The organism is Ferruginibacter profundus (genome assembly GCF_054783275.1).
In genome coordinates this window covers 1,389,029-1,414,478 of sequence record NZ_BAAGQW010000002.1, presented here as the reverse complement: position 1 = coordinate 1,414,478, position 25,450 = coordinate 1,389,029, and the positions used below count along the sequence as shown (strand labels likewise).

Genomic DNA, 25,450 nt, shown 5'->3' with positions numbered 1-25,450 from the left:
TACTACATATAATGGGCGAAGCAGAAATTTTAAAATATAAAAATCAACTCATCCTCCACGCTGTAATATTTATTTATGGCGATGCTGCCAATGATGAGGTAGCAAGATTTATTGCTGCTGATATTGCACATTGCTGGAACGATGCCAACGGCAAAGTGAAAATAAAAAATGAAATGTATGCTGTACAATTTAATATCGAAGGCATCTGGAGTAAAGCGCTGATACCGGCAATGATCTACGAAAATACCAATCCGAGAAATAATTATTTCAGGATAGAAGAATATGCATCAGGCAATATTTCTTTTGTGGATGGCATCAACAGCAACACCGGTTATTTCAAACTGGATAACCTCTTAAATAAATCCACCACTGCAGCACATGAATTTGGACATACTATAGGATTAGACCATCCTGAAGACCTGGACATCCGAGGGAAAGGCACACCAGGTATTATGTATCCGAGAGGTACTATTGTAGATAGAGTCTTTCAATACGATCCGGCTGCCGAAGCACATGCCATTGGGGGTACCATGAGTCCCTTTACAAGAAAAGTATTGCAGCAGGATATTGATAATTTAAAACTGCACAAACTGGATTTTAATGCAGGCGGATTTGCCATGGTAGGTGGCTTTACTTCTTTGTGGCATCCAAAGCAGGTGCCTTAGATTTACCTTTCATAAAATTCCGGCAATTGAGGATTGCAAAAATCCCTTATCTTCAAAGCTTAAATAATAATTATTGCCATGGCGGTTTTAACGGTAGATAATCTCTCTAAAAATTACAAATCAGTAAGGGCTTTACAAAACGTTAGTTTTTCGGTACCCGAAAAAACAGTGTTTGGTATTTTAGGTCCCAACGGAAGTGGCAAAACAACTTTGCTGGGTATTGTGATGGACGTGCTGAAGTCCACCAGCGGAACTTTTTCGTGGATAGGAGAAGGAGGGTCAGCTGAGATCAGGAAGCGGATCGGCACGCTTTTAGAAACACCTAATTTTTATCATTACTTAAGTGCTACCGATAATTTAAAAATTGCGGCTAAAATAAAAGGCAGGGGAGAAGAAGACATAGATAAAGTACTGCACATCGTAAACCTCTACGAACGCAGGGATTCCAAATTCATCACCTATTCATTAGGGATGAAACAAAGGCTGGCCATAGCTGCGGCGTTATTAGGCGATCCTGACATTTTAGTATTTGACGAGCCAACCAATGGATTGGACCCTGCCGGTATTGCAGAAATAAGGGAGTTGATAAAAGAACTCAACCGTAAAGGCAAAACCATCATCATGGCCAGTCATATACTGGATGAAGTGGAAAAGGTTTGTACGCATGTGGCCATTATACAAAAAGGTGTTTTAAAAACAGTAGGCTCGGTAAGAGAAGTGATGGCTCATACCAGTGGCGATGCCGCTGTAACAGTGCTTATAGAAGTTGGTGCAGATAACGACGAAGCATTAATACGGGTATTACAACAAATGAATGGCGTACTGGAGGCGAACCTGGTTGACAATGTACTGCAGGTTACCTGCAGCGAAAATATTACTGCTGCCCAGGTAAATAAATTTTGTTTTGATAATGGTATCATATTAAACCGCCTTAACGAAAAACGAAAATCACTGGAAACAAGATTTTTGGAAATTACCGGTACAAAAAGCGAAAAATAATTTTATATATTTTAATACTATCCGATGACTGAGCTTTTAAAAATAGAATGGCTGAAACTAAGAAAATATATGGCTTTCAAAATAATGGCAATTTTCTTTTGTGTAGGTGTGTTGGCAATTAATTATATCGTATTTACGGTAAACAAAAATATAGTTAATAATGTGCCGGGTGCCGGCCTCATTTCTTTCTCACCCTATAATTTTGATAATACATGGCAAACAACAAGCTATGCTACAGGGTTTATTTTATTGCTGCCATCATTGCTTTTACTGATGCTATTTACAAACGAATATACTTTTAAAACGCATCGTCAAAATATTATTGATGGCTTAAGCCGGCAGCAATTTATAAGTGTAAAAATTATGATGGCATTAATATTTGCAGTGGTGGCAACAGTGCTTGTATTTATTACGGCACTTATCTTTGGTTTTGGGTCGGGTACTTCATTTTCTTTTAATGGAATTGTTAATGTAGGATATTTTTTCCTTAAGGCATTGTCTTATAATTTAATTGCTATCTTATTTTCTGTTTTGATAAAGCGTACAGGCTTTGCTACAGGTGTTTTTTTTATATACCTGGGTGCAGAGAATATTATTTCACAGTTGTTAAATGTACTTAGTATAAAAATGAAAGCTGACAGCGGTACTGATCTTGGGAATATCGGTGACTATCTTCCCATGAATGCTGCTGATGGATTACTTGCTTTTCCCGACAATCCTTTTAAAACGATGAGCAAAGTGATAATGCCGTCGGATTATACATGGCTGGTATTGGCACTTGCTATAGGGTACCTTGTGCTTTTTTATTTTTGGGCCAGCAAAAAATTTATTAATTCTGATCTTTAAGTTTTGGTAAGGTCTTCCAATGCACTGTCGATATTTTTAAATTGAAAAGTAAAACCTGCGGCCATAATTTTTTTACAACTCACTGCTGCACTTTTTAATATTTCAATACTTCTGCTACCCAGCATGATTTTTAAAACAAAAGTGGGTACATGCAAAGGGATGAAAAACAAACGCTTCATTTTTTTTGCCAGTGTTATGGTGAGCGTTTTATTAGTTACAGGTTCCGGGGCTACTGCATTGTAAACACCAGTAACGTTTTCGTTTGCTATGGCAAACAGAAACATGTTGCACAGGTCATCAATATGTATCCAGCTGATGATTTGTTTGCCGCTGCCTAAAATTGCAGCCACCCCCAGTTTAATGGGAGTGATAAATTCTTTTAATGCCCCGCCTTCTTTACTAAACACAATACCTATTCTGAATTTCACCAACCCTATGTTTAATTGCGTAACAGGCGTTATACTATCTTCCCACAACCTGCAGGTGTCACCTAAAAAACTATTGTCAGCAGACTCTTCTTCAGTATGTAATTGTTCGCCGGGTGAATACCAGCCAATGGCGCTGGCACTGATCACTTTTTTTACTTTATTGGTATGATGCTTTAAGCTATTCACAATCAGCTTTGCACTTTCTACCCGGCTGCTTACTATTTCATCCTTATACTCAGGGGTCCATTTTTTATCCATCACACCAGCTCCCGCAAGGTGAATAATATAATCTGCCTCTTGCAAAGCCACAATATCCATCTCCTGCTTTTTTACATCCCACTTAGCTGTGGCTACACCGTTGGCTGAAGTTGCCACAGCCTGCCTGCTCAGCACGATTACCTTATATCCTTTATTTACCAGGAGTTTACTTAAGGCCTTGCCCACCATTCCGGTGCCACCACTTATTAAAACTGTCTGCATTTTTGTAAATTATTTAACGGTTTATGTAATCACAAAATTTCGTACATCTTGTTAACGTAAATTAACGCTATTGGTTTTTAAATCGTAATTTTAATTATAAAGATCCTCATTCATGAACCGCATCATTTTTGTTATTGCTATATGCTTTGTTTTGCCTGCTATGGCTTTTTGCCAAAAAGTTACCTATTCAGATTATGAACAGGAAGATAATAACCGGGATATAAATTTTGAAATCATCGGCAAAATGAATGGTCATTTTTTAGTGTATAAAAATGTAAAGTGGCGCCATAAGATCAATATTTTTAATTACGACATGACCATTAAGGAAACGGTCAAGCTGGATTTTGTGCCGGAAAAAACTTTCAATGTTGATTTTGTAATTTATCCCGATCATTTTTTCATGATCTACCAATATCAAAAAAGAAATACGCTGCATTGCATGGCCGTAAAACTCGATGGTGATGCTAAAAAAATAGGAGAACCTTTTGAACTGGACACCACTCAAATTCCGATACTGGCCGATAATAAAATTTATACCACCATCAACAGCGAAGACAAGCAGAAAATAATGGTGTTTAAAATTCATAAAAAATATGACCACTACGGCCTGGTAACACTTTTATTCGACAGCAGTTTGCACCTGCTCTCTAAAAGCAGGCGTACCCTGGAGTATAACGACCGCAGGGATAATTACGATAATTTTTTACTGGACAATGACGGTAATCTTATTTTTACAAAAGACAGTAAAAACGGCAACAGGGATAACAGCAATAGTTTAAGCCTGGCCATAAAAGCTCCTATGCAGGACAGTATCATCTTTCACGAGATAGATCTCGAAAAATATTATATCGATGAAGTGAAAGTAAAAGTTGATAACCTCAACAAAAAGTACATTATCAATTCTTTCTATTACAAAAAAAACCGGGGTAGTATTGAAGGGTTATTTACTTACGAGTGGGATCGTGACAGTGCTAAAACCTTTATACATGATTTTACCGTTTTAGGAGATTCGATCAGGGATGAAGCCAAAACAAACGGTCAGCTGCGTTTTGCACTGGATGATTTTTTCATACGCCAGGTATTTGTAAAAAAAGATGGCGGCTTTTTACTTACTGCCGAAGATTATTCCACCCAGGGCCGGGGCAATAACAACCCCTGGAACCGCTGGGATTACCTGAACAATTATTATTACAATCCCTATTCAACCTCTTCATACTACTATAATCCCTACTACAATTATTACCGCCCCTTAAGCAGTTATAATTCTAATCAAAGCACCAGGTATTACTATGCTAATATTATGATCTTAAGCGTAGATAAAAACGGTAAGCTGGAATGGAGCAGGGTAATTCACAAAGATCAGTTTGATGATGATAATGAGAACTTTTTATCTTTTTCTACCATGAACAGCGGAGGAGAGATTCACTTTTTATTTAATGACGATAAAAACAAGAACCAGATCATCGCCAACCACAGTATTACACCTTCCGGGGTGGTTACCCGTAATCCTACATTAAAAAGCCAGGAACGGGGCTACCAGTTTATGCCCAGCCTCAGCAAGCAGGTAGGTGCCAGCCAGTTGATTATTCCCTGTATGTACAGGAGTTATATTTGTTTTGCCCGGGTGGATTTTTAAACACTTTGTGCTTGTCAAAAAAACTTTTCAATCCTTGCAATAATTAACCACCTTTGCAAAGCATTACTAATTATTCATTCTCAACTATTCATTACCTGTGACGGGCACTTTTAAAGCCAACAATCCTTACAATACTTTTTTATTGCTGATCTATGGCATCTTATTAAAGCTGCCCATGTTTTTGTCTCCCAAAGTGCCGCAGGAGCAGCAGATCGATGGATTTTTATACAGGGCTTTATTAAAATGGCTGCACCCGCTTGCCGGCGGTATCCCCGTCATCTATCCCCTGATCGCTTATTTATTATTGTATACACAAGCCGTTTCTTTTAATAAACTGGTGAATGAATTAAAGTTGATGCAAAAGCCCAATTACCTTACCGGTATGAGTTATTTGCTGGTCACTTCCCTATTTTCAGAATGGAATATGCTTTCTTCCCCTCTGATCATTAATACACTCATAATATGGGTATGGGCTAAGATGAGCGGTTTGTATAACGATGAAAATCCCAAACGATCATTGTTCAATATCGGTATTGCTATTGGCATCGCTACCTTTTTTTATTTCCCATCACTGGCTTTTGTAGTGCTGGTGATTTTTGGCCTCGCCATCATCCGCCCCTTTAAATTATCAGAATGGTTCATCGCTTTGCTGGGCATTGTAACACCCTATTATTTTTTACTGGCCTGGGCCTTTTTAACCGACAGGTGGAAAAATTATCAATTTCCAGGCATAGCAGTTACCAGCCCGAAGTTCAATCAGACCAACTGGTCTTATGTGGCAATAATAGTGGTATTGATTACCTGTGTTACAGGCTTCTTTTTTGTACAACAGAATTTCAGGCGCCAGTTGATACAGGCCCGTAAAAGCTGGAACCTGGTGTTTTTATACCTTTTAGTAGCTGTTTTTGTACCCTTTATAAACGCTACCCACACATTTGAATACTGGATATTATCTGCTGTGCCGCTTTCTGCACTGTTAGGAGCCGCATTTTTATACCCCAATAACAGAAAAATTCCGCTGTTGTTACACTGGGTAATGGTGGCTTTTGTTATTGCTATCAGCTACTTTGTGCAATAGATATGCAGGATATGGAAGTGGCGGACATTCAATCTGTCCGTAGTCGGAAAATTTCCGGCAACCGCTAAGCCGGTTATATCCACACATCTGATATTCGTCTATTCGATATTCGATATTGTTTTACATTTGCAACTAAAATAGTTCGTTATGAAGTTTGGCGTAGTAGTTTTCCCCGGCAGTAATTGCGACAGAGATATGATAGAATCCCTGCAAAATGACCTGAAGCAGGAAGTGATTCAGCTTTGGCATAAAGATAAAGACCTGAGCATGTTTACTACCGACGATTGTATTGTACTACCCGGCGGCTTCAGCTATGGCGATTACCTGCGTTGCGGCGCCATTGCCCGCTTTAGCCCTATGATGCAAAGCGTTATTGAATTTGCCAATAAAGGCGGTAAAGTTCTGGGTGTTTGCAACGGTTTTCAGATCTTATGCGAAAGCGGTTTACTACCCGGCGTATTATTGCGCAACAGCCAGCAGCAGTTTGTATGCAAAAATATTTTTATGAAGGAAGCTGCTTCAGAAAGTTGTGAAGCAATAAAAATTCCGGTGGCACATGGCGAAGGCAGGTATTTTGCCAACGATAAAACACTGGAAGAACTGGAAATGCACCGCCAGATCATTTACCGCTACTGCGACGAAAACGGAAATATCACTTCAGAAAGTAATCCCAACGGTGCCATACACAATATTGCAGGCATCTGTAATAAAACAAGAAATGTATATGGAATGATGCCGCATCCCGAAAGGGCCACCAGCAGTATTTTAAATAATGAAGACGGCAGAAAAATATTTAACCACCTGTTTGGTATAAATTAAAGCCGGCTTAAATGCTGCCTGCAATCAATAGCTGTATTTTGTCGGCTATTTAACAATTCTGATTAAACTGTGGGGCTAAATTTGCATATTGAATGGAAGTGTTGAATAATGATGGTAGTACCGGCCAACTATAAGTAAATTAAAAACATCTTGTTTAAGTAAACAGCTAATTAAATTAAAAGAATGAAAAAAATAATTGTTGCAATCGGGTTGATGATTTTTACAATTGGTGCTGTTACTGCACAAAAGGTAGCCTGGTCTTATACCGCAAAAAAATTAGCCGGAGACAAGTATGAATTGCATATCACTGCACAACCTCCTGCAGGCTGGCATATTTATTCTCAAAACACCCCCGATGGCGGGCCGGTACCAACTACATTTAAATTTAATAAAAATCCGCTGGCTACAATAACAGGAAAAGTTAAAGAGGCCGGCAAGCTGGTATCTTATTACGATAAAAGCTTTAAAGTAAACGTAAAATACTTTGAGGGTAAGGTTGAGTTTACACAAATAGTTTCGGTAAAAGCCAAAATTAAAACCAACATCACCGGCGAAATAGAATCCATGATCTGTAACGACAGAACCTGTATGCCGCCTACTACCGAAACATTTGCTATCGCTATTCAATAATTTTTAATGAAACCTAAGTTTGTCCCGCAATACCTGAAGCAACTGGCTACGCTGTCACTGTTGCTTTTTTTATCGGCTGTATTATTTGCGCAAAACACAGGGCAGCTTAAATGGCAGGTATCATCGCAAAAAATAAATGATAAAGATTATATTATTACTGCAAAAGGAATTGTTGCAGATGGCTGGCGTGTTTACACTAATAAAACAGTAATTGACGGCCTGGAAAAAGCCAGCATCAATTTTACCGACAGCAGCATTAAAAAAAACGGTGAGGCTGAAGTAGGAGGAGAAGAAAAAAATATTACCGACCCGGTTTTTAATAAAAAAGCAGTTGTTGTTGAAAAAGAAGTTACACTCTCCCAGAAAATTACTTTTACAAGCACCATTCCTGCTAATTTAAAAATTTCACTTGGTTATAGCTTTGCAAAAGGTAACGACCAGTTTTTTCCTGAAGCCGGAGAAAAATTTGATGTAGCCATTGAAGGTGGTGTAGCTGTGTCAGCAAATGACAACCGAATCAAAATAAATTCTATAGATCTTAAAAATCCTGTTGCAGTTTGTGGTAACACTACCGCCGAAGAAAGCAAAGGATTATGGCAGATATTTTTAATTGGCTTTTTAGGTGGTTTAATTGCATTGCTTACACCTTGTGTTTTCCCTATGATTCCGTTAACCGTTTCTTTCTTTACCAAAAAAGAAACCAATCGCAAAAAGGGTGTGTTTAATGCATTGATCTACGGCGGGTTTATTTTTCTGATCTACGTATTGCTTAGCGTGCCTTTTTATTTTTTACCAAAAGGCAACGAAGAGATATTAAATAATATAAGCACCAATCCCTGGTTAAACATTACGTTCTTTATCATCTTCATAGTTTTTGCATTATCGTTTTTTGGGTTGTACGAAATTACATTGCCATCATCTATTGCTAACCGTGCCGATGCAAAATCCAATACCGGAACGTTAGTGGGCATTTTCTTTATGGCGCTTACCTTGGCTGTGGTTTCATTTTCATGTACCGGTCCAATCCTGGGAAGTTTATTGGTAGGTGCATTAAACGGCGGCGCTGTAAATCTTACTGCAGGGCTTGCTGGCTTTGGTTTAGCCCTGGCATTGCCTTTCGCCGTATTTGCTTTATTTCCGCAGCTGCTTTCTTCTTTACCAAAAAGTGGCGGCTGGCTGGGCGAAGTAAAAGTGGTACTGGGTTTTATAGAACTGGCCATGGCGATGAAATTTTTAAGTAATGCAGATCTTACTCAACATTGGGGCGTTATTAAAAGAGAAATATTTATCGGCACCTGGGTTTTTTGCGGGCTATGTGTTACACTCTATTTATTAAACCTGCCTCCGTTTAAAAGAAAATACCCGGTTAAATCTTCCAAAGCAAAATTGATATTTACCCTATTGTTTGCAGCAATAACCATTTACCTTATTCCCGGGTTAACTAACACTAAATATGCAAAACTTTCTTTGGTAAGCGGCTTTCCCCCACCATACTGCTACAGTGTTTATCAGCAACCTTTTTATTGTGATGAACCTTTGAAAGATTATAACGAAGCATTAAAACTAGCCAAAGAAAGAAACAAACCCATCATGATTGATTTTACGGGGTGGAATTGTGTAAACTGCCGCAAGATGGAAGAAAATGTTTGGCCCGATGAAAAAGTAAAAAAACTGATGGGTGAATTTATCCTGGTATCATTGTATGTAGATGACAGAAAAAAATTGCCTGCGTTTAAACAATTTACTTATACTACTACCGATGGCACAAAAAAAGATATAGTAACGGTAGGGGATAAGTGGGCTACATTTGAAGTAGAAAATTTTGCTCATACTGCACAACCTTATTATGCACTTATTTCGCCTGATGAAAAATTACTGAATACTCCGGAGCCTTACGAGTCAAGCCCGGCGGCTTATGCAGCATGGCTGCAGTGTGGCCTTGATGCATTTGCCAAAATAAAAAAGTAGCTCATTATTTCGCATCAAAACTCACGCACTCCTTCAATTCTTTTTCTGTATACGCTTTGTTGTATTGTTTTAAAACATCAGCAGGTACGCCATTCCATTGTGTAGGTGAGTTGCCGGCGTAGCCGATATCTTTTACACCAATTTCGGAGGTATAAAAACCGGTGGCCGTAAGGTTACGCATCAGCTTAAAAAATTCCACACCCTGGCTCATTTCGGGTTTTGCTTTTTTAGGGTAGGCGATCATGTCTATAATTTCAATCTGCTGCTGCTGGCTGCAATCTTTAAAAGCTTTTTCGTAACGGGTAAGGCATTGCATATCTAACCAGCGTAAACCACCTTTCATTGGTAGTTGGTGCCTGGGCATATCTTTTACAATAAACTCAATAAACTCAGGTACTTTAGCATCGCTGGCACTGCCACTTACTGCGTCTTTAGGAATAATAATATCTCCCAAAATGGTGATCGTGGTCATTTCTTCAGCAGTAAAGAATTTTTCCTGTGCTAACAATGCTTTTTCACGTTTTAACTCTGCCGGGTTACGGTCCAGGTTAAAAGTTGGCTCACCTGCTGTTGCTTCAGCTTTTTTATCTTTGGGTGTGCAACCGTCAATTACAGCAGGCGCAACAAAAGCACCGGTAGCTAAAAGTTTTAATGATTTTCTCCTATCCATTGTAGTCGGTTTTTTAAATTGAACATTTTTGCTGAGATCCAGAAACTACAGGTTGTTTTTCTTCATCTCATCAATAATATATTCTGATGCTCTCATACTCAATGCAAGTATCGTCCACGTAATATTTTTATCTGCCTGGCTTACAAATTGCCCGCCATCCACACAAAATAAATTTTTACAATCATGTGCCTGGCTGTATTTATTCAGGGCCGATTTTTTAGGGTCATTACCCATTCTTACTGTGCCGCCTTCGTGAATAATTTCTCCCGGCTTGGTCAGTCCCCAGTTATTTTTCTCATCGTCATCGCCCCCCGAAGTGATGATGGCGCCCATATTATGCATGATCTCCTTAAACGTTTCCTTCATGTGCTTTGCCTGGTTAATTTCATAATCGCTCCACTTTACATTGAATTTTAAAACAGGAATCCCATATTGATCAACAGTATTGGGATCGATAGCACAATAATTTGTTTCTACCGGTATAGCTTCTCCACGGCCGGCCATGCCAACGCCTGCACCATAAAAATACCGGAAGTCTTCCTTTAACGATGCCCCGTAGCCGCCGGCTTCTTTTTGTTTGCCATTCACCACATATTTGCCATTCAGGTTTTCAATATTAAAGCCAAAACCATAAGCAGGCTGACTTTGTCCGCCCCAGTATTCAATATGATACCCTCTTGGGAAATCCAGTTTTTTATTATCTAACCACCATGGAGAATAAATATGCATTCCACCAACACCATCTTCGTTATATCTTTTTCTGCCGAACAACTCCGGCAATATACCCGATACAGATGCACCGGTAGAATCGTGCAAATATTTACCCACTACATTACTGCTGTTGGCTAATCCATTCGGATGGCGTTGCGATTTGGAGTTGAGCAATAGCCTGGCACTTTCGCAGGCACTGGCAGCCAGTATCACTATCCTGCCACTTACCTGGTATTCCATCATGTCATCCTTTAAAATGTACGAAACACCGGTGGCCAATCCTTCTTTATCAGTCAGCACTTCTCTTGCCATGGCATTAGCCACCACATCAATATTACCCGTTTTCATTGCAGGGTATATCAATACATTGGGCGAAGAGAAATCTGCTTTGGCCATGCTGCAGTTTCTGCCGCACTGTCCGCAAAAGAAACAGGCTTTTCTGTCTGCATCATTTTCTATCGGTTTTGTAAGAATAGAAAGGCGTGATGGAATTACCCTTACGCCCGATTGTATGGCGGCTTCTTTTATAAACAGTTCATGCAATCTTGGCCTTGGCGGAGGCAGAAAGATACCATCCGGGTCATTTTCCAAACCTTCATTGGTACCAAAAATACCAACCATCTTATCTAACTTATCGTAGTAAGGTTTTACATCTTCATAGCCAATCGGCCAGTCATCACCCAGCCCGTCAATACTTTTTCTTTTAAAATCTTTGGGGCCAAAACGCAAAGAAATTCTTCCCCAGTGATTGGTTCTTCCGCCCAGCATTCTTGCACGCCACCACAACCAGTCTGTTCCTTCTTCTTTTGTATAGGGCTCGCCTTCTAAACTCCACCCTCCGTAACAGGCATCAAAATCGCCGAACGGTCGCATAGAGGTACTGGCACCGCGGCGTGGCGAATCCCAGGGGTGTTTAAGTTGTGTAACATTTTTTTGGGGATCGTACATGTAACCGGCTTCAAGCATACACACTTTAAAACCGGCTTTGGCTAATGTATAAGCGGCCATACCACCACCTGCGCCTGAGCCAACTATCACTACGTCGTATTTTTTAGCCTGTTTCTTAATTTGTAAATCTCCCATACAGCAAAAATGTTTTTTATATCAGTTGAAAATTTACAGCAATATTTTTTAATAAAATGTTTTTGAGTAAAGATTTTATGAGTAAAAGTCAGAATGGTTATAAATACACGAACACGGATGATAATGATTGTACGGATAAAAAGCTTTTTATTTAAATAAGCCATTTGCTTCAGATAAGAATTTTCTAAGAAAGGAATTATTACAGGTTTTCTGCTATGCAGCATACCGGATTACAGCAGAACCCAAACTTTTCTGCAATGCAGAAAAGATCCGTAATCATCCGTTCAACCTCTCCAATCCGTGTTCCAAAATCAAAAAACCCTTCAAAAAGTTTGAAGGGTTTCAATTTGTATCGGGGGTTACAAAATTTACAGGGCAATTTGCTTTTCAGTCATCAGCTTGCGCAGGTTAATTAAACCATAGCGCATGCGGCCTAAAGCAGTGTTGATGCTGCATTTAGTAAGATCAGCAATTTCTTTAAAACTTAAATCGGCATAGTGGCGCAGGATAATTACTTCACGTTGGTCTTCAGGGAGCATATCTACCATTTTCCTGATCCTTTCGTGGCTTTGGCCACTCATCATTTTGTGGTCGGCACCGGGTTCGCTGAAGTTCAATACTTCAAAAATGTCCCTGTCGTCGCTGGTTTTAATGGTGGGGCTGCGTTTCACTTTTCTAAAATGATCTACACACATATTGTGTGCAATACGCATTGCCCAGGGTAAAAATTTTCCCTCATCGGTATAACGGCCACCCTTTAAAGTGTCGATAATACGGATGAATACGTCCTGGAAGATGTCTTCGGTCAGGTACTTGTCTTTTACCAATAAGTAAATAGAGGTGTAAATTTTGTCCTTGTAACGCATTACGATGGTTGCAAGAGCATCAGCGTCGCCATCCATATACAAATGAATAAGCTGCTGGTCGGTAAGATTGTTAAGGCATTTCATAAACTTCTACAGTTTTAGTGTGTTAGGACTTTAATTACAGGACCAAAAAATGGGAAAATTGCGTAGAAGTCTTTTAGATAGGCTTTTTCGGCTTTTCACTTTTTTGGATATTGGACTGTAAAAATAATAGATGTTTTGAAATTATTATGAGTATAAACCCTCTTTTTTTTCACACCGTTAACATGGTAAAAATACTAAAAGGAAGTTCTCCACAACAGGTGGATAAGCGCTTTAAGAAAAGTTTCACATATGGCAGGCAGCATAATATGGCCACAGGGATACACCGCCTGGCCGGAGTTTCACGAAGATTTATCGCTGAAGCTATCGCTGTAATTTCTGTGGCATAAAATAGAGTAATTTTGACAATACAGAGGGTATATAAAGTAAACAAGGTTATGGAAGTAAAAAAAGTAAGTAAAGCAGTTAAAGTAAATAACACAGATAAAGTAAAGGTAGCTAAACAGGCTACCGGCATAGAGATAAAGGGGGCAAGGGTACATAATTTAAAAAATATAGCTGTTACCATACCCAGGGATAAACTTATAGTGGTTACCGGTGTTTCAGGTTCGGGTAAATCATCTTTAACTATTGATACCTTATTTGCCGAAGGCCAGCGCCGCTATGCCGAAAGCCTTAGTGCCTATGCCCGCCAGTTTATGCAGCGCATGGATAAACCCGATGTGGATTATATAAAAGGTTTATGCCCGGCAATAGCCATTGAACAAAAGGTAATTACCCGTACACCACGCAGTACAGTAGGCAGCATGACGGAAATTTATGATTACCTGCGCCTGTTATTTGCAAGGGCGGGCAAAACTATTTCTCCGGTAAGTGGTAAGGAAGTAAAAAAAGATGATGTACATGATGTGGTGGAATTTATGGTGCATTTAAAAACCGGCGATAAAGTATTGGTACTGGTACCCTTTAAACAGCAAAAAAACAGGGATGCAAAAGAAGAACTGAATATTTTATTACAAAAAGGTTTTTCAAGGGTATATCAAAATAAAGAAATAGTAAGAATAGAAGATTTACTGGAAGCAGAAAAGCCACCTGCAAAAATTGATCAGAAATCAACTTTCCTTCTTATTGATCGTTTTGTAGTAAAAGCATTTGATGAAGATGACAAACACCGTATTGCTGATTCTGTAAACACTGCGTTTTATGAAGGAGAAGGAGAACTGTACCTGGAAATTAACGGCAGCGATAAAAAACATTTTTCCAACAAGTTTGAAGCGGACGGCATTGTTTTTGAAGAACCGGTGCCTAATTTATTTTCTTTTAATAATCCATATGGCGCCTGCCCCACCTGCGAAGGTTTTTCCCAGATACTGGGTATCGATCCCGACCTGATTATTCCTAACAAACAATTAAGCGTATACGAAGGAGCTGTGGCGCCGTGGAAAGGAGAGAAATTAAGTGCATGGAAAGACCAGTTTATAAGAGCTGCCAAAAAATTCAACTTTCCTGTTCATACACCGGTGATTGACCTTACACAAAAGCAAACAGATGATTTATGGAATGGCAACGAACATGTGGAAGGCATCAATGATTTTTTTAAAGAAGTAGAAGCTAATTTATATAAGGTACAATACCGTGTTTTATTATCCCGGTACAGGGGAAGAACACAATGTACAGATTGCAAAGGCTACCGCTTGCGTAAAGAGGCATTATATGTACAGGTAGGCGGCAAACATATTGGCCAGCTTTGTGAAATGCCGGTAAAAGACCTGCAGGTATGGTTTGAAAAATTAAAGCTGAATGAATACGATGCTGTAGTTGCCAAAAGGATACTGATTGAAATTCATCACCGCATAAAAACATTAATGGATGTGGGCCTGGGCTATCTTACACTAAACCGTTTGGCTAATAGCTTAAGTGGTGGCGAAAGCCAGCGCATTCAGCTTACAAGAAGTTTAGGCAGCAACCTTACCAACTCACTGTATATATTAGACGAACCTTCTATCGGTTTACACAGCAGGGATACAGAGCGATTGATAAAAGTATTAAAAGAATTACGGGATCTTGGAAACACGGTCGTTGTAGTGGAACACGATGAAATGATGATGAGAGAAGCAGATCATATTATTGACATGGGGCCATTGGCCAGCCATTTAGGAGGAGAAATAACAGCCGAAGGAAATTATGACGCTATCATCAGTAATCCTGCAAGCCTTACGGGAAAGTATTTATCAGGCGTTTTAAAAATTGAACCCCCAAAATCAGTCCGTAAATGGAACCGCTCGGTAAAGGTGGAAGGGGCAAGACAAAATAATTTAAAAAATATTACGGTTGAGTTCCCCTTAAATGTGTTGTGTGTGGTAAGTGGCGTAAGCGGCAGTGGCAAAACAACCCTGGTAAAGCAGATTTTATTTCCGGCATTACAAAAACTAAAGGGCGAGTTTATTGATAAGGCAGGATTGCATAAAGCCATCAGCGGTGATATAGAACATATTTCCCAGGTTGAAATGGTAGACCAGAATCCCATTGGCAAATCTTCAAGAAGTAACCCCGTTACTTATATAAAAGCCTACGATGAGATAAGAGACCTGTACAGCAGCCAGCCATTGAGTAAGATGAGGGGCTTTCAACCTAAACATTTTTCTTTTAATGTGGATGGAGGAAGATGCGATGCCTGTAAAGGTGAAGGCGAACAGGTAGTGGAAATGCAATTTTTGGCAGATGTGCATTTAACCTGCGACGTATGTGGTGGTAAGCGTTTTAAAGAAGAAGTGCTGGAAGTAAAGTACCGGGATAAAAATATTTACGAAGTACTGGATATGAGCGTGGACGATGCTGTAGATTTTTTTGCTGATGAACCCTCCGTAGCCAATAAAATAAAGCCCTTAAGCAATGTGGGGCTGGGTTATGTAAAATTGGGGCAGTCATCCGATACACTGAGCGGCGGCGAGGCACAAAGGGTAAAACTGGCGTCCTTCCTGGGCAAAGGCAAATCGCAGGGTAGCATCCTGTTTATTTTTGATGAACCTACCACCGGGCTGCACTTTAACGACATCAAAAAACTACTGGCTTCTTTTAATGCCCTGATAGAACAGGGGCATTCTATATTGGTAATAGAACATAATACCGATGTAATTAAAAGTGCCGACTGGGTAATTGACCTTGGCCCCGAAGCAGGCGATGGCGGCGGAGAACTGGTTTTTGCGGGTACACCGGCTGATTTAAAAAAGAATAAAAGCAGCAATACTGCAAAGTATTGCTAATCAATGCCTGTATTGTAGAAAAATAACTACATTTTGAATTAAAGAAAAAAAAGTGTTGGAAAATTAAAACCGGCTACGTATTTTTACGACGTAAATAAGTACCCTAACCTTACTTACCGCACTAATTCAAACTGTAACCCAACACAGAAATCACAATCAATCCAGTTTTTTCCTGGTTTATCTTTTAATAAGATTATAATAATTTTATTAGGAAAAAAGTTTGACCTTTAACGTCCTTTCAGATATTCTCTCCGATACCTAAGAAACCTATCCTGTCCATTTCCTGCTTGCATTAAACCACAGCTTATCACACTTTATTTTTTAAAAAATTAAAAATGGACAACATGAAAAAGTTTTTACTTACTTCAAAACGAATTGCTTTAATGGTGTTTGCGATTATTATCACATCATCAGTAGCTAATGCTACCACTTATTTCTCAATTGCTACCGGTAACTGGAATGCCAATACTACCTGGTCTTTAACCAGCGGTGGTGCTGCAGTTGGTGCCGGCGTTTATCCTGTTGCAGGCGACGTTGTAAATATCGAGGGCGGCGACAATGTTACTATTCCTGCCGGATTTTCGGCATTTTGTACCACGTTAAATGTAGCTAACTCTACGGCTACCGGAACCGGTACTTTAACTTTTACTGCAACCGGAGCATTAACTGTTTCCGGTAGTATTGTTGTAGGACAAGCAGGGTCAAATTCAAGAGAAGGTACAATTAACATGAGTGCAGGTGGTACATTAACCTGTGGTGGTAATGTTACCATTGGTAATGATGGCACATCTACTCCAACAGCAAGTGAGATCACTCAAGGTGCAGGTTCATCAGTTAGTGTAACTGGTAATGTTTCAATCCTTGCACCTGCTAATAACAATTTTACCAACCAATGGGTTGTAAATGCCGGAACCGCAACTATAACAGGTACATTGTCTATGGCAAATCCAACAGCAGGCAGAGCCTGTACTTTTTCAGTATCTACAGGAACTGCAACTGTAACCGGTGCCGTAACTATGGCTGGTGCCGCAACTGAAAATAATCTTATTGTTTCTGGCGCTGGTACACTTAATTTAGGTAGCAGTATCAGCACTTCTGCAACGGGCACCTTTACTCTTGGTGCAGGTTCTACAGTGGATTATGAAGGGGCTGCACAAACAGTGAGAGCTGCAACTTATCAAAATCTTACACTTTCCGGTAGCGGTAATAAAACTATTCCAGCTGCAACAACAGTTAACGGTAAACTTTCTTTACAGGGAACAGCGGCTGCAATTACCAATGCTCCGACTTATGGCGCAGCATCTACCCTTGAATATAAAGGTTCTGCTGCACAAACTGCTACTGCAATTGAATTTCCTGCAGCAAATGGTCCTGCCAGTCTTACAATAGACAATACAGCCGGCGTTACTTTATTAAACGCTGCAAGAACTTTAACCGGAACTTTAACCCTTACTAATGGAGTTTTAACGATACCTGCAGCAGCAACACCAAACTTAATTCTTAATGCAAGTCCTGCTAATGCAATCGCCGGTACATTTGGTGCGACTACGCATATTAAAGCAGCAACTTCAGGGGCTAACAGTGGTTTGATCCGTGTGAATAATATCACCGTTTCTTCTCCTTATACTTTCCCTGTAGGAGATGGTACTTACTATTTACCGGTACAGCTTACTTCAGGTAATACTTTAGCTAATAACAGCTTTAGTGTTGGAGTATTTGATGGCGTAACTGCTAATGGTGCTCCAAACGGAACAGCCTTTACTGCAGCTCAAAAATTAAAAATTGTTGATGCCGTATGGATAATAAACTATAATGGTACAGGTACTCCTACAGCTCCGTCAGGCGTTAATATGCGTATAGACTGGGATGCTAACCTGGAAGGGGCGTCTTTTACAGCAAACCCTAATGCATTGGTAGGTATTGCTCACTACGGCCCGTCTTGGGGAACTTGTCAGCAAACAACTGCTAATAACGCTTCAAATTTTGTTACTCTTAATGGTGTAACTACTTTCTCTCCTTTTGCAGTAGGTACAATTAATGCAGGCGGCGCACCTTTGCCTATCAAGATCTATTACTTTAATGCATCTAAAGGTAATGTTGCCAACACTTTAAACTGGAATGCAGAATGCACCAGCTCTCAGGCTACTTTTGAAATTGAGCGTTCTGCAGATGGTAAAAACTTTACCACTATCAATAGCTTTACTGCAACACAGGCACGTTGTGCATCACCATTCAGCTATGATGACGCAGCTCCTTTAACCGGTACTAATTTCTACCGTATCAAGATCATTGATATTGATGGCAGAATTAACTACACTTCAATTGTAAAAGTAGGTGCCCAGGTAAGAGATATGCAACTGGCAGGTATTTTACCTAACCCGGTTAGCAATACTGCTCAATTAAGTATCACTACATCTAAAAAAGATAAAGTAGAACTGGCTATTGTTTCCCTGGAAGGTAAAGTTGTTTACAGGAATACTGTACAGGTACAGTCTGGTTCAAGCCTTGTTAGCATGGATGTTTCAAATCTTGCTACAGGTACTTACTTTGTAAGAGGCGTATTCAGCGACGGACAAACCAATTCAGTTAAGTTTGTAAAACAATAACACACACATCAATCTATAAAAATGAAAGAGCGTCCCGTATACTTACGGGACGCTCTTTTTATGTAAATGTTTTTTTGCAGAGATTATCTTAACCGGTCGCTGTCTTTTACCCGTTTTTCATCTTTGTTGATAGCTCTTGCAGCTAAAAAAAATAAAAAGACAGCAATACCATGCAGCATAGCCCACAGGGAATAAGTACCCAATGTGAAAGTGCTTACTTCTCTGTAATATAGAAATATCAGCAATGCTTCTAACACAATACCCAGTACACAAAGCCTTAATTGTAAAGGCCTTTTTTTAAAGAAGAAAATGATCAGCAATGCCAGCAGGCAGGTAACTATTGTTGTACTGAACAGCAGGAAATTTTCTGTAGCTTTTAATTCATAAGAGGCTACCCCCTTTGCATTAGTGCCGCTGTAATAAGGTAGTTTAGCTGTAAGCCCGATACAGGCCGCTGCAAGTAATAGCCAGACAGATTGGATGCGTTGTATCATAAAAAAAGTTTAGGAGTTTGGAAGTTTAGGGGTTTAGGAGAATGCTGACTAAACTCCTAAACCTCTAAACCAATTTTTAACCCAATTCCGGGTATAAAGGAAACTGTTGCATAAATGCTTTTACTTCTTTTGCAATACCAGCCAGTACCGCTTCATCATCAGCATTCATTAAGGCTTTATCAATAAAGTTTATTACCGTTGCCATGTGTTCTTCTTTCATACCTCTTGTGGTAATAGCAGCAACGCCTACACGAATACCACTTGTAACAAACGCACTTTTGTCGTCGTAAGGCACCATGTTCTTATTAACAGTAATATCGGCTTTGCCTAAAACCTGCTCTGCTTTTTTGCCACTGATGTTTTTATTTCTAAGGTCGATAAGCATTAAATGATTGTCGGTACCGCCACTGATGATCTGGTATTCTTTTTCATTAAGTGCTTTAGCCATTGCCTGCGCATTAGCAATCACCTGTTTAGCATAAATGGTAAATTCATCTGTAAGTATCTCGCCAAAAGCTATGGCTTTAGCAGCAATTACATGCTCCAGCGGCCCGCCTTGTGTGCCGGGGAAAACAGCCATATCCAGCAAATTGCTCATCATCCTCACATTACCTTTCACATCTTTTAAACCAAAAGGGTTTTCAAAATCTTTTTTCATCATAATGATGCCGCCCCTTGGCCCACGCAAAGTTTTGTGGGTGGTACTGGTTACAAAATGACAATACTCAAACGGAGAACTTAGTAAGCCTTTTGCAATAAGCCCTGCAGGATGCGCCATATCGCACCATACAAAAGCGCCCACTTCATCGGCCACTTTTCTAATTCTTGCATAGTCAATATCACGGCTGTAAGCACTGGCGCCGCAAATGATCACTTTCGGCTTTTCAGTTCGTGCTTTTTCTTCCAGCATTTCATAGTCAATAAGGCCGGTTTCTTTTTTTACACCATAAAAATGCGGTTGGTATAATTTGCCGCTGAAGTTAACCGCACTACCGTGGGTAAGGTGCCCGCCCATGCTCAGGTCCAATCCTAAAATTTTATCGCCCGGCTGTAAAATAGCCAGCAACAAGGCGGCATTTGCCTGTGCCCCGCTATGCGGCTGCACATTGGCATATTCGCAATCAAAAATTTGTTTTAAACGGTCTATAGCCAGTTGTTCTACCTGGTCTACAATTTCGCAGCCACCATAATAGCGGCGGCCGGGATAGCCTTCAGCATATTTATTGGTTAAAGACGTGCCCATGGCCTGCATCACCTGCAGGCTGGTAAAGTTTTCTGAAGCAATCAGTTCAATGCCATTGCGCTGCCTTTCTAATTCTTTATTGATAAGGTCAAAAATTACGGTATCTCTTTGCATTAAGTATAATTTGGCGCAAAGATAATTGCAAGTTTTTATCCTACCTAAAATGTACCCTGTGTAAAAAATACATAGCCTTATCAAAAAATCGCTAATTTCACATCCTTTTAAAAAAAACGCTTCACAAATATTCAAAGCATGAAGGCCATAATACCGGTAGCAGGCGCAGGCACTAAACTTCGTCCGCACACATACACACAACCTAAAGCGTTAATTCCCCTGGCAGGAAAAACAATACTTAGTATTATTATAGATCAGTTAAAAGATGCAGGCATAAATGATTTTGTTTTTATCATAGGATACCTGGGCGAAAAGATACAGGATTATGTAAAAGAAAAATATCCCCAGCTGAATTGCCATTTTGTGCAGCAAAATGAAAGGCATGGTACGGGCCATGCCATCAATCTTACCAAAGAAATTATCGGCAGCGACGAAATACTGATTGTACTGGGGGATACCATTGCAGAATATGATGTAAAAGAAATTATCAGCAACCCTCACTCTATGCTGGGGGTAAAAAAAGTGGATGACCCCCGCAATTTTGGTGTGGCTGAAATAGATGAGGATGGCTTTATAAACCGTGTGGTGGAAAAGCCAGCCATACCTAAAAGCAATATGGCCCTGGTAGGAGTGTATAAGATTAAGGAAACCGGGTTTTTATTCTCCTGCATCGAAAAAATAATTGCCGCCGGTATTAAAAGCTACGATGAATTTAATTTGACCGATGCGTTGGAATGTATGATACAGAATGGCGTTAAGTTTCAGCCGTTTAAAGTACAAAACTGGTTTGATTGCGGTAAAAAAGAAACGCTGCTGGATTCCAATGCCACATTGCTTAAAAAATTTGGTGGTAATATAGAAGAAAAGCACTCGTTTGAAAATACTATCATTATTCCCCCGGTAAGTATTGGCGAAGGCTGCGATATAAAAAATTCTGTGGTGGGCCCCAATGTAGCTATTGGCGAGTACTCCAAACTAAATCACGCTATCATTAAAGATTCCATTATCGGGTCTTATTCCAATCTTTTTGAAATAGTATTGAATAACTCCCTTATTGGCAGTGATGCTGAAGTAAGGGGCGTAAGCCGTAGCCTGAATATAGGCGATAATACAGCTATTGATCTTGGTGGCGGTCATAAAAACTAATCCGGAATACAGGTATTCAGATTAAATAAAGCTTGGATTTATAAAATAAAATCTTTTACTTTGCGTTTCAAAGTACTTTTTGTTTTGTTTTAAAGCTGAACAGATTAATTGATCATTAAAATGAAGAACAGGGTAACACAACTCTTTAATATTGATTATCCCATTATACAGGCAGGAATGATATGGGCCAGTGGCTGGCGCCTTGCCAGTGCTGTAAGCAATGCCGGCGGTTTGGGGCTTATTGGAAGTGGCAGCATGTATCCCGAAGTACTGCAGGAGCATATTAAAAAGTGTAAAGCAGCAACGGCTAAACCATTTGGTGTAAATGTTCCGTTGCTGTATCCCGACATAGAAAAACATATCAGCATCATAATAGCGGAAAAAGTACCTGTTGTTTTTACATCGGCAGGCAATCCTAAAACATGGACAACGGTATTAAAAGAAAACGGGATTAAGGTGGTACATGTAGTAAGCAGCAGCAAATTTGCACTTAAGGCCCAGGATGCAGGTTGCGATGCAGTGGTAGCCGAAGGTTTTGAAGCCGGCGGGCACAATGGAAGAGAAGAAACCACAACAATGGTACTGGTACCCGCAGTTTGTGGGGCAGTAACTATCCCGGTAATAGCCGCAGGGGGTATTGCAACTGGCAGGCAGATGTTAGCGTCTATGGTGCTGGGTGCAGAGGCGGTTCAGATTGGTAGCCGGTTTGTAACAAGTGAAGAAGCTTCCTCTCATATCAATTTTAAAGAGGCCATTATACATGCCGGCGAAGGCGATACCGTGCTTTCGCTGAAGCAATTAACACCGGTAAGATTATTGAAAAATAATTTCTTTACACAAGTGCAACAGGCTGAGCAGCAACATGCATCTGCAGAGCAATTGAAGCAATTATTAGGCAAGGGCAGGGCAAAAAAAGGCATGTTTGAAGGTAACCTGGAAGAAGGGGAATTGGAAATAGGGCAGGTAAGTGCAATAATAAAAACCATAAAGCCGGCCGTAGCAATTGTAGAGGAAATATGGAATGAGTTCAGGTTACTGCAAAACCAGGTAGCAGCATTTTAACCAGATTGGAAAATGTAATCATTATGACAAAAAAATTAAGGCCCGGTTTTCGGGTTTCAGATAGAAAGCGTATCAATTTAAGGTGTGTATAGCTTTGAAGCACCCACTAAAATAATATATTATCTTTGCCATCAAATTTTTGAAAATCAATCCCCAACAGATGTTAATGAACTCACGACAAGTAAGCGGCTATATAAAAAAGCTATTAATAATATCTTCATTAATCTTTAGTGTAAATATAAGCAGTGCCCAGGCGCAGCCACCGGGAGGTAAGTTAGACCCCAGTAACGGAGGCATTCCAGATTTACCTGGCAGCCAGATGGACCCGGGCCAATTAAAGACATTTCTGGCAGATAAGAATCCTGACACAAAATCAACCATTGGACAAGATAATAATAAGGCGCTTAATAAAAAGATCAATACAGATAGTCTTGTAAAAGAAAATACACCGCAGTCAAATAATGTTACTGAAGATATCTATGGTATGCATTTGTTCCGTAGTGGTGTTGTAGCATCTATTACCGAATTGTCTACACCTCCTTTAGATTACCCTATTGGTGTTTACGACCAGATCATTGTATCCTTATGGAATGGTGCGGAAGCTACATTAGATTATACCGTAGCAAGAGATGGTTCTATATTTCCTACAGGCCTGGGTAAAATTTACCTGCAGGGCTTAACTTTTGAACAAGTAAGGTCACTGATCATTCAACGGTTTAAATCCTATGTTCCGGCATCTACCAATATTACTGTTTCATTAGGGCAGCCACGAACTATTTCTGTTAATGTGGCCGGGGAGATCAATAACCAGGGGCCGGTTACCGTTTCGGCATTCACCAATGCCTTTAATATTATTGCCCTTGCCGGCGGGCCAACCAATATGGCTAACCTGCGTAATATTTTAATTAAACGCAATGGCAAGGTAATAGACGAACTGGATGTATATAAATACCTTACTACCGGCGATTTTGGCAAGCATATCTACATGGAAAATAATGATTTTGTGATTTTGCAAACAGCACAAAAAAAAGTAAAAGCTGAGGGAAGATTTAAAAGGCCGATGTATTATCAATTGAGAGATGATGAAAACATGAAAGCACTGTTAAGGTACTCCGGTGGTTTGCAAACAGACGCTTTTTCCAGTGGGGCTAAAGTATACAGAACAGAACTGGAACAACAAACTATTAAAGATGTAAACGTTACTGCAATTGTAAATCCCACCAATGACCCCCGTCTGCTAAAAGAAGATTTTGATTTAAAAGATGGAGATATTGTAAAAGTTATTGCAGTAAATCCGGGATTATTAAATAAGGTTGAACTTAAAGGGGAAGTATCTTATCCCGGGCAATACGAGATCAGGAAAGGCGATAAACTTTTTGACCTGATCAACAGGGCAGGGGGTATTACCAGGAATACGTATTTGCCAAGAGCCTACATTTTCAGGGGTGGTGGTGATAGTACCAATATTAAAACGAGCAGGGTGGATGTTAATCTGAGTGGTATAACCAGTAATGATACTTCAAGTATTTTTAACGTGCCTATTTTTGCTAACGACCAGATATTATTGTTCAACAATAACCAGTTTGGCGACAGGCAATATGTAGAAATTTTTGGTGAAGTAAGAAAAGAAGGGAAGATCAATAAATATGGTGGCATGACCTTGCAGGATCTGTTGTACTTATCCGGTGGTTTAAAACAATCAGCAGAATACGGAAGAATTGAAATAGCGAGTGTGTTAGATTTGGATTCTGCAAAAAGGGAACAAACGCCTACACGGGTGGTATTAAAGCAAATTAAAGTGTCACCTAATCTGGATGTGGATAGCGCTTCTGCTGCAATTGTATTAAAACCTTATGACCAGGTATATGTAAGAAAAAATCCAACTTTTGAGTTGCAGCAACTGGTGCAGATTAATGGATTGATTCAATATCCGGGCCCCTACCCACGCCTGAACAAACACGAACGCTTATCGTCTTTTATAGACAGGGCAGGAGGAATAAAAGAAGGTGCAGATTTAACCGGTGCAATTTTATACCGTAAAAAAGTTCAGTACTTCAGGGAAAATGTAACCAATAAAGTAAACTCTCTCACCGATTCGCTTGGCGGAATAATTTTAGATTCAGTAAAGACAGACCTTAGTGAAGTTTCACAGGAACCTGTAAGTATTGATCTTTACAAAGCCATGAAATACAAGAATTCTAAATACGATGTGGTATTGCAGGAAGGCGATGTGATATTTGTGCCGGAAATAAATCCTTTTGTAAGCGTAAAAGGAACGGTTCAATCTCCTTTAAAACTCACTTTTGACAAAGAACACACTAATTTATTATACTATGTAGATAAGGCTGGCGGATATGGAAGGCGTCCGTGGAAGAGCCGTATCTATGTGCAGTATGCCAACGGCAAGAGTAAACGCACTAAAAATATTTTCTTCTTTCATTTATATCCGAAAGTTGCGGAAGGAAGTACGGTGAATGTACCATTAAAAGCCGAAGGCAGCCAGGTGGTTGATATAGTTAAACAGGCCGGGCTTTCCATTATCACCATTGTTACGGGGGTTTTAGTTGCCAAAGTGGTGTCAGGATTGTAATTGAAGTAAAT

The 25,450-nt window shown here is 39.8% G+C and carries 20 protein-coding genes; 14 read left to right on the top strand and 6 right to left on the bottom strand.

Annotated elements, in window-relative coordinates:
- Window positions 1-11 precede the first annotated feature (11 nt).
- The 3 genes from ACYVM0_RS16155 (at window position 12) to ACYVM0_RS16145 (ending at window position 2,510) form a co-directional block, all read left to right on the top strand.
- Entirely contained in the window at window positions 12-665 is a 654-nt protein-coding gene (locus tag ACYVM0_RS16155) for a peptidase M10 (RefSeq protein ID WP_460558533.1), read from the top strand.
- A 78-nt stretch (window positions 666-743) separates the two neighbouring features.
- A complete protein-coding gene (locus ACYVM0_RS16150; protein WP_460558531.1) occupies window positions 744-1,664 on the top strand; it encodes an ABC transporter ATP-binding protein in 921 nt (306 codons plus the stop codon).
- A gap of 24 nt (window positions 1,665-1,688) precedes the next feature.
- Complete coding sequence (locus tag ACYVM0_RS16145) at window positions 1,689-2,510, top strand: ABC transporter permease (protein ID WP_460558529.1); 822 nt, start codon at window positions 1,689-1,691, stop codon at window positions 2,508-2,510.
- On the opposite strand, the gene ACYVM0_RS16140 is transcribed toward ACYVM0_RS16145, so the two are convergent.
- Window positions 2,507-3,418: an epimerase gene (locus ACYVM0_RS16140; protein ID WP_460558527.1), complete on the bottom strand. Its 912-nt coding sequence runs from the start codon at window positions 3,416-3,418 to the stop codon at window positions 2,507-2,509. The genes ACYVM0_RS16145 and ACYVM0_RS16140 overlap by 4 nt on opposite strands.
- Window positions 3,419-3,530: 112 nt before the next feature.
- Here ACYVM0_RS16140 and ACYVM0_RS16135 point away from each other — a divergent pair, with 112 nt between their 5' ends.
- The 5 genes from ACYVM0_RS16135 (at window position 3,531) to ACYVM0_RS16115 (ending at window position 9,549) form a co-directional block, all read left to right on the top strand.
- Window positions 3,531-5,054 carry a hypothetical protein gene (locus ACYVM0_RS16135; RefSeq protein WP_460558525.1) on the top strand — a complete coding sequence of 508 codons (1,524 nt, stop codon included), beginning with the start codon at window positions 3,531-3,533 and terminating at the stop codon, window positions 5,052-5,054.
- Window positions 5,055-5,151: 97 nt separating this feature from the next.
- Complete coding sequence (locus ACYVM0_RS16130; protein ID WP_460558523.1) at window positions 5,152-6,132, top strand: DUF6427 family protein; 981 nt, start codon at window positions 5,152-5,154, stop codon at window positions 6,130-6,132.
- A 147-nt stretch (window positions 6,133-6,279) separates the two neighbouring features.
- A complete protein-coding gene (gene purQ / locus ACYVM0_RS16125) occupies window positions 6,280-6,951 on the top strand; it encodes a phosphoribosylformylglycinamidine synthase subunit PurQ (RefSeq protein WP_460558521.1) in 672 nt (223 codons plus the stop codon).
- 183 nt (window positions 6,952-7,134) lie between these two features.
- Complete coding sequence (locus ACYVM0_RS16120; RefSeq protein ID WP_460558519.1) at window positions 7,135-7,581, top strand: protein-disulfide reductase DsbD domain-containing protein; 447 nt, start codon at window positions 7,135-7,137, stop codon at window positions 7,579-7,581.
- A 6-nt stretch (window positions 7,582-7,587) separates the two neighbouring features.
- Window positions 7,588-9,549 carry a protein-disulfide reductase DsbD family protein gene (locus tag ACYVM0_RS16115; RefSeq protein ID WP_460558517.1) on the top strand — a complete coding sequence of 654 codons (1,962 nt, stop codon included), beginning with the start codon at window positions 7,588-7,590 and terminating at the stop codon, window positions 9,547-9,549.
- Between the two features lie 4 nt (window positions 9,550-9,553).
- On the opposite strand, the gene ACYVM0_RS16110 is transcribed toward ACYVM0_RS16115, so the two are convergent.
- The 3 genes from ACYVM0_RS16110 to ACYVM0_RS16100 form a co-directional block, all read right to left on the bottom strand.
- Window positions 9,554-10,219: a gluconate 2-dehydrogenase subunit 3 family protein gene (locus ACYVM0_RS16110; protein ID WP_460558515.1), complete on the bottom strand. Its 666-nt coding sequence runs from the start codon at window positions 10,217-10,219 to the stop codon at window positions 9,554-9,556.
- A gap of 45 nt (window positions 10,220-10,264) precedes the next feature.
- Window positions 10,265-12,013, bottom strand: coding sequence for a GMC family oxidoreductase (locus tag ACYVM0_RS16105; protein WP_460558513.1), 1,749 nt, complete (start codon window positions 12,011-12,013; stop codon window positions 10,265-10,267).
- Between the two features lie 368 nt (window positions 12,014-12,381).
- Window positions 12,382-12,963: an RNA polymerase sigma factor gene (locus ACYVM0_RS16100; protein WP_460558511.1), complete on the bottom strand. Its 582-nt coding sequence runs from the start codon at window positions 12,961-12,963 to the stop codon at window positions 12,382-12,384.
- Between the two features lie 182 nt (window positions 12,964-13,145).
- Here ACYVM0_RS16100 and ACYVM0_RS16095 point away from each other — a divergent pair, with 182 nt between their 5' ends.
- From ACYVM0_RS16095 to ACYVM0_RS16085, 3 genes are all read left to right on the top strand, one after another.
- Window positions 13,146-13,310 carry a hypothetical protein gene (locus ACYVM0_RS16095; protein ID WP_460558509.1) on the top strand — a complete coding sequence of 55 codons (165 nt, stop codon included), beginning with the start codon at window positions 13,146-13,148 and terminating at the stop codon, window positions 13,308-13,310.
- Window positions 13,311-13,358: 48 nt separating this feature from the next.
- On the top strand, window positions 13,359-16,184 hold the full coding sequence (uvrA, locus tag ACYVM0_RS16090; protein WP_460558507.1) for an excinuclease ABC subunit UvrA: 2,826 nt from the start codon (window positions 13,359-13,361) through the stop codon (window positions 16,182-16,184).
- A gap of 344 nt (window positions 16,185-16,528) precedes the next feature.
- Complete coding sequence (locus ACYVM0_RS16085) at window positions 16,529-18,790, top strand: T9SS type A sorting domain-containing protein (protein ID WP_460558505.1); 2,262 nt, start codon at window positions 16,529-16,531, stop codon at window positions 18,788-18,790.
- 83 nt (window positions 18,791-18,873) lie between these two features.
- Here ACYVM0_RS16085 and ACYVM0_RS16080 read toward each other — a convergent pair whose 3' ends face one another.
- Both ACYVM0_RS16080 and ACYVM0_RS16075 read right to left on the bottom strand, forming a co-directional pair.
- Window positions 18,874-19,284: a DUF4293 domain-containing protein gene (locus ACYVM0_RS16080; RefSeq protein WP_460558503.1), complete on the bottom strand. Its 411-nt coding sequence runs from the start codon at window positions 19,282-19,284 to the stop codon at window positions 18,874-18,876.
- Window positions 19,285-19,360: 76 nt separating this feature from the next.
- Entirely contained in the window at window positions 19,361-20,641 is a 1,281-nt protein-coding gene (locus ACYVM0_RS16075) for a serine hydroxymethyltransferase (protein WP_460558501.1), read from the bottom strand.
- A 138-nt stretch (window positions 20,642-20,779) separates the two neighbouring features.
- Here ACYVM0_RS16075 and ACYVM0_RS16070 point away from each other — a divergent pair, with 138 nt between their 5' ends.
- The 3 genes from ACYVM0_RS16070 to ACYVM0_RS16060 all read left to right on the top strand — a co-directional run bounded on the left by ACYVM0_RS16070 (window position 20,780) and on the right by ACYVM0_RS16060 (window position 25,439).
- Window positions 20,780-21,787, top strand: a complete 1,008-nt coding sequence (locus tag ACYVM0_RS16070; protein WP_460558499.1) for a sugar phosphate nucleotidyltransferase — start codon at window positions 20,780-20,782, stop codon at window positions 21,785-21,787.
- 120 nt (window positions 21,788-21,907) lie between these two features.
- On the top strand, window positions 21,908-22,849 hold the full coding sequence (locus ACYVM0_RS16065; RefSeq protein WP_460558497.1) for an NAD(P)H-dependent flavin oxidoreductase: 942 nt from the start codon (window positions 21,908-21,910) through the stop codon (window positions 22,847-22,849).
- Between the two features lie 166 nt (window positions 22,850-23,015).
- The gene (locus ACYVM0_RS16060; protein WP_460558495.1) at window positions 23,016-25,439 is read left to right on the top strand and encodes an SLBB domain-containing protein; all 2,424 of its coding nucleotides are present in this window, start codon (window positions 23,016-23,018) and stop codon (window positions 25,437-25,439) included.
- Window positions 25,440-25,450: the final 11 nt, after the last annotated feature.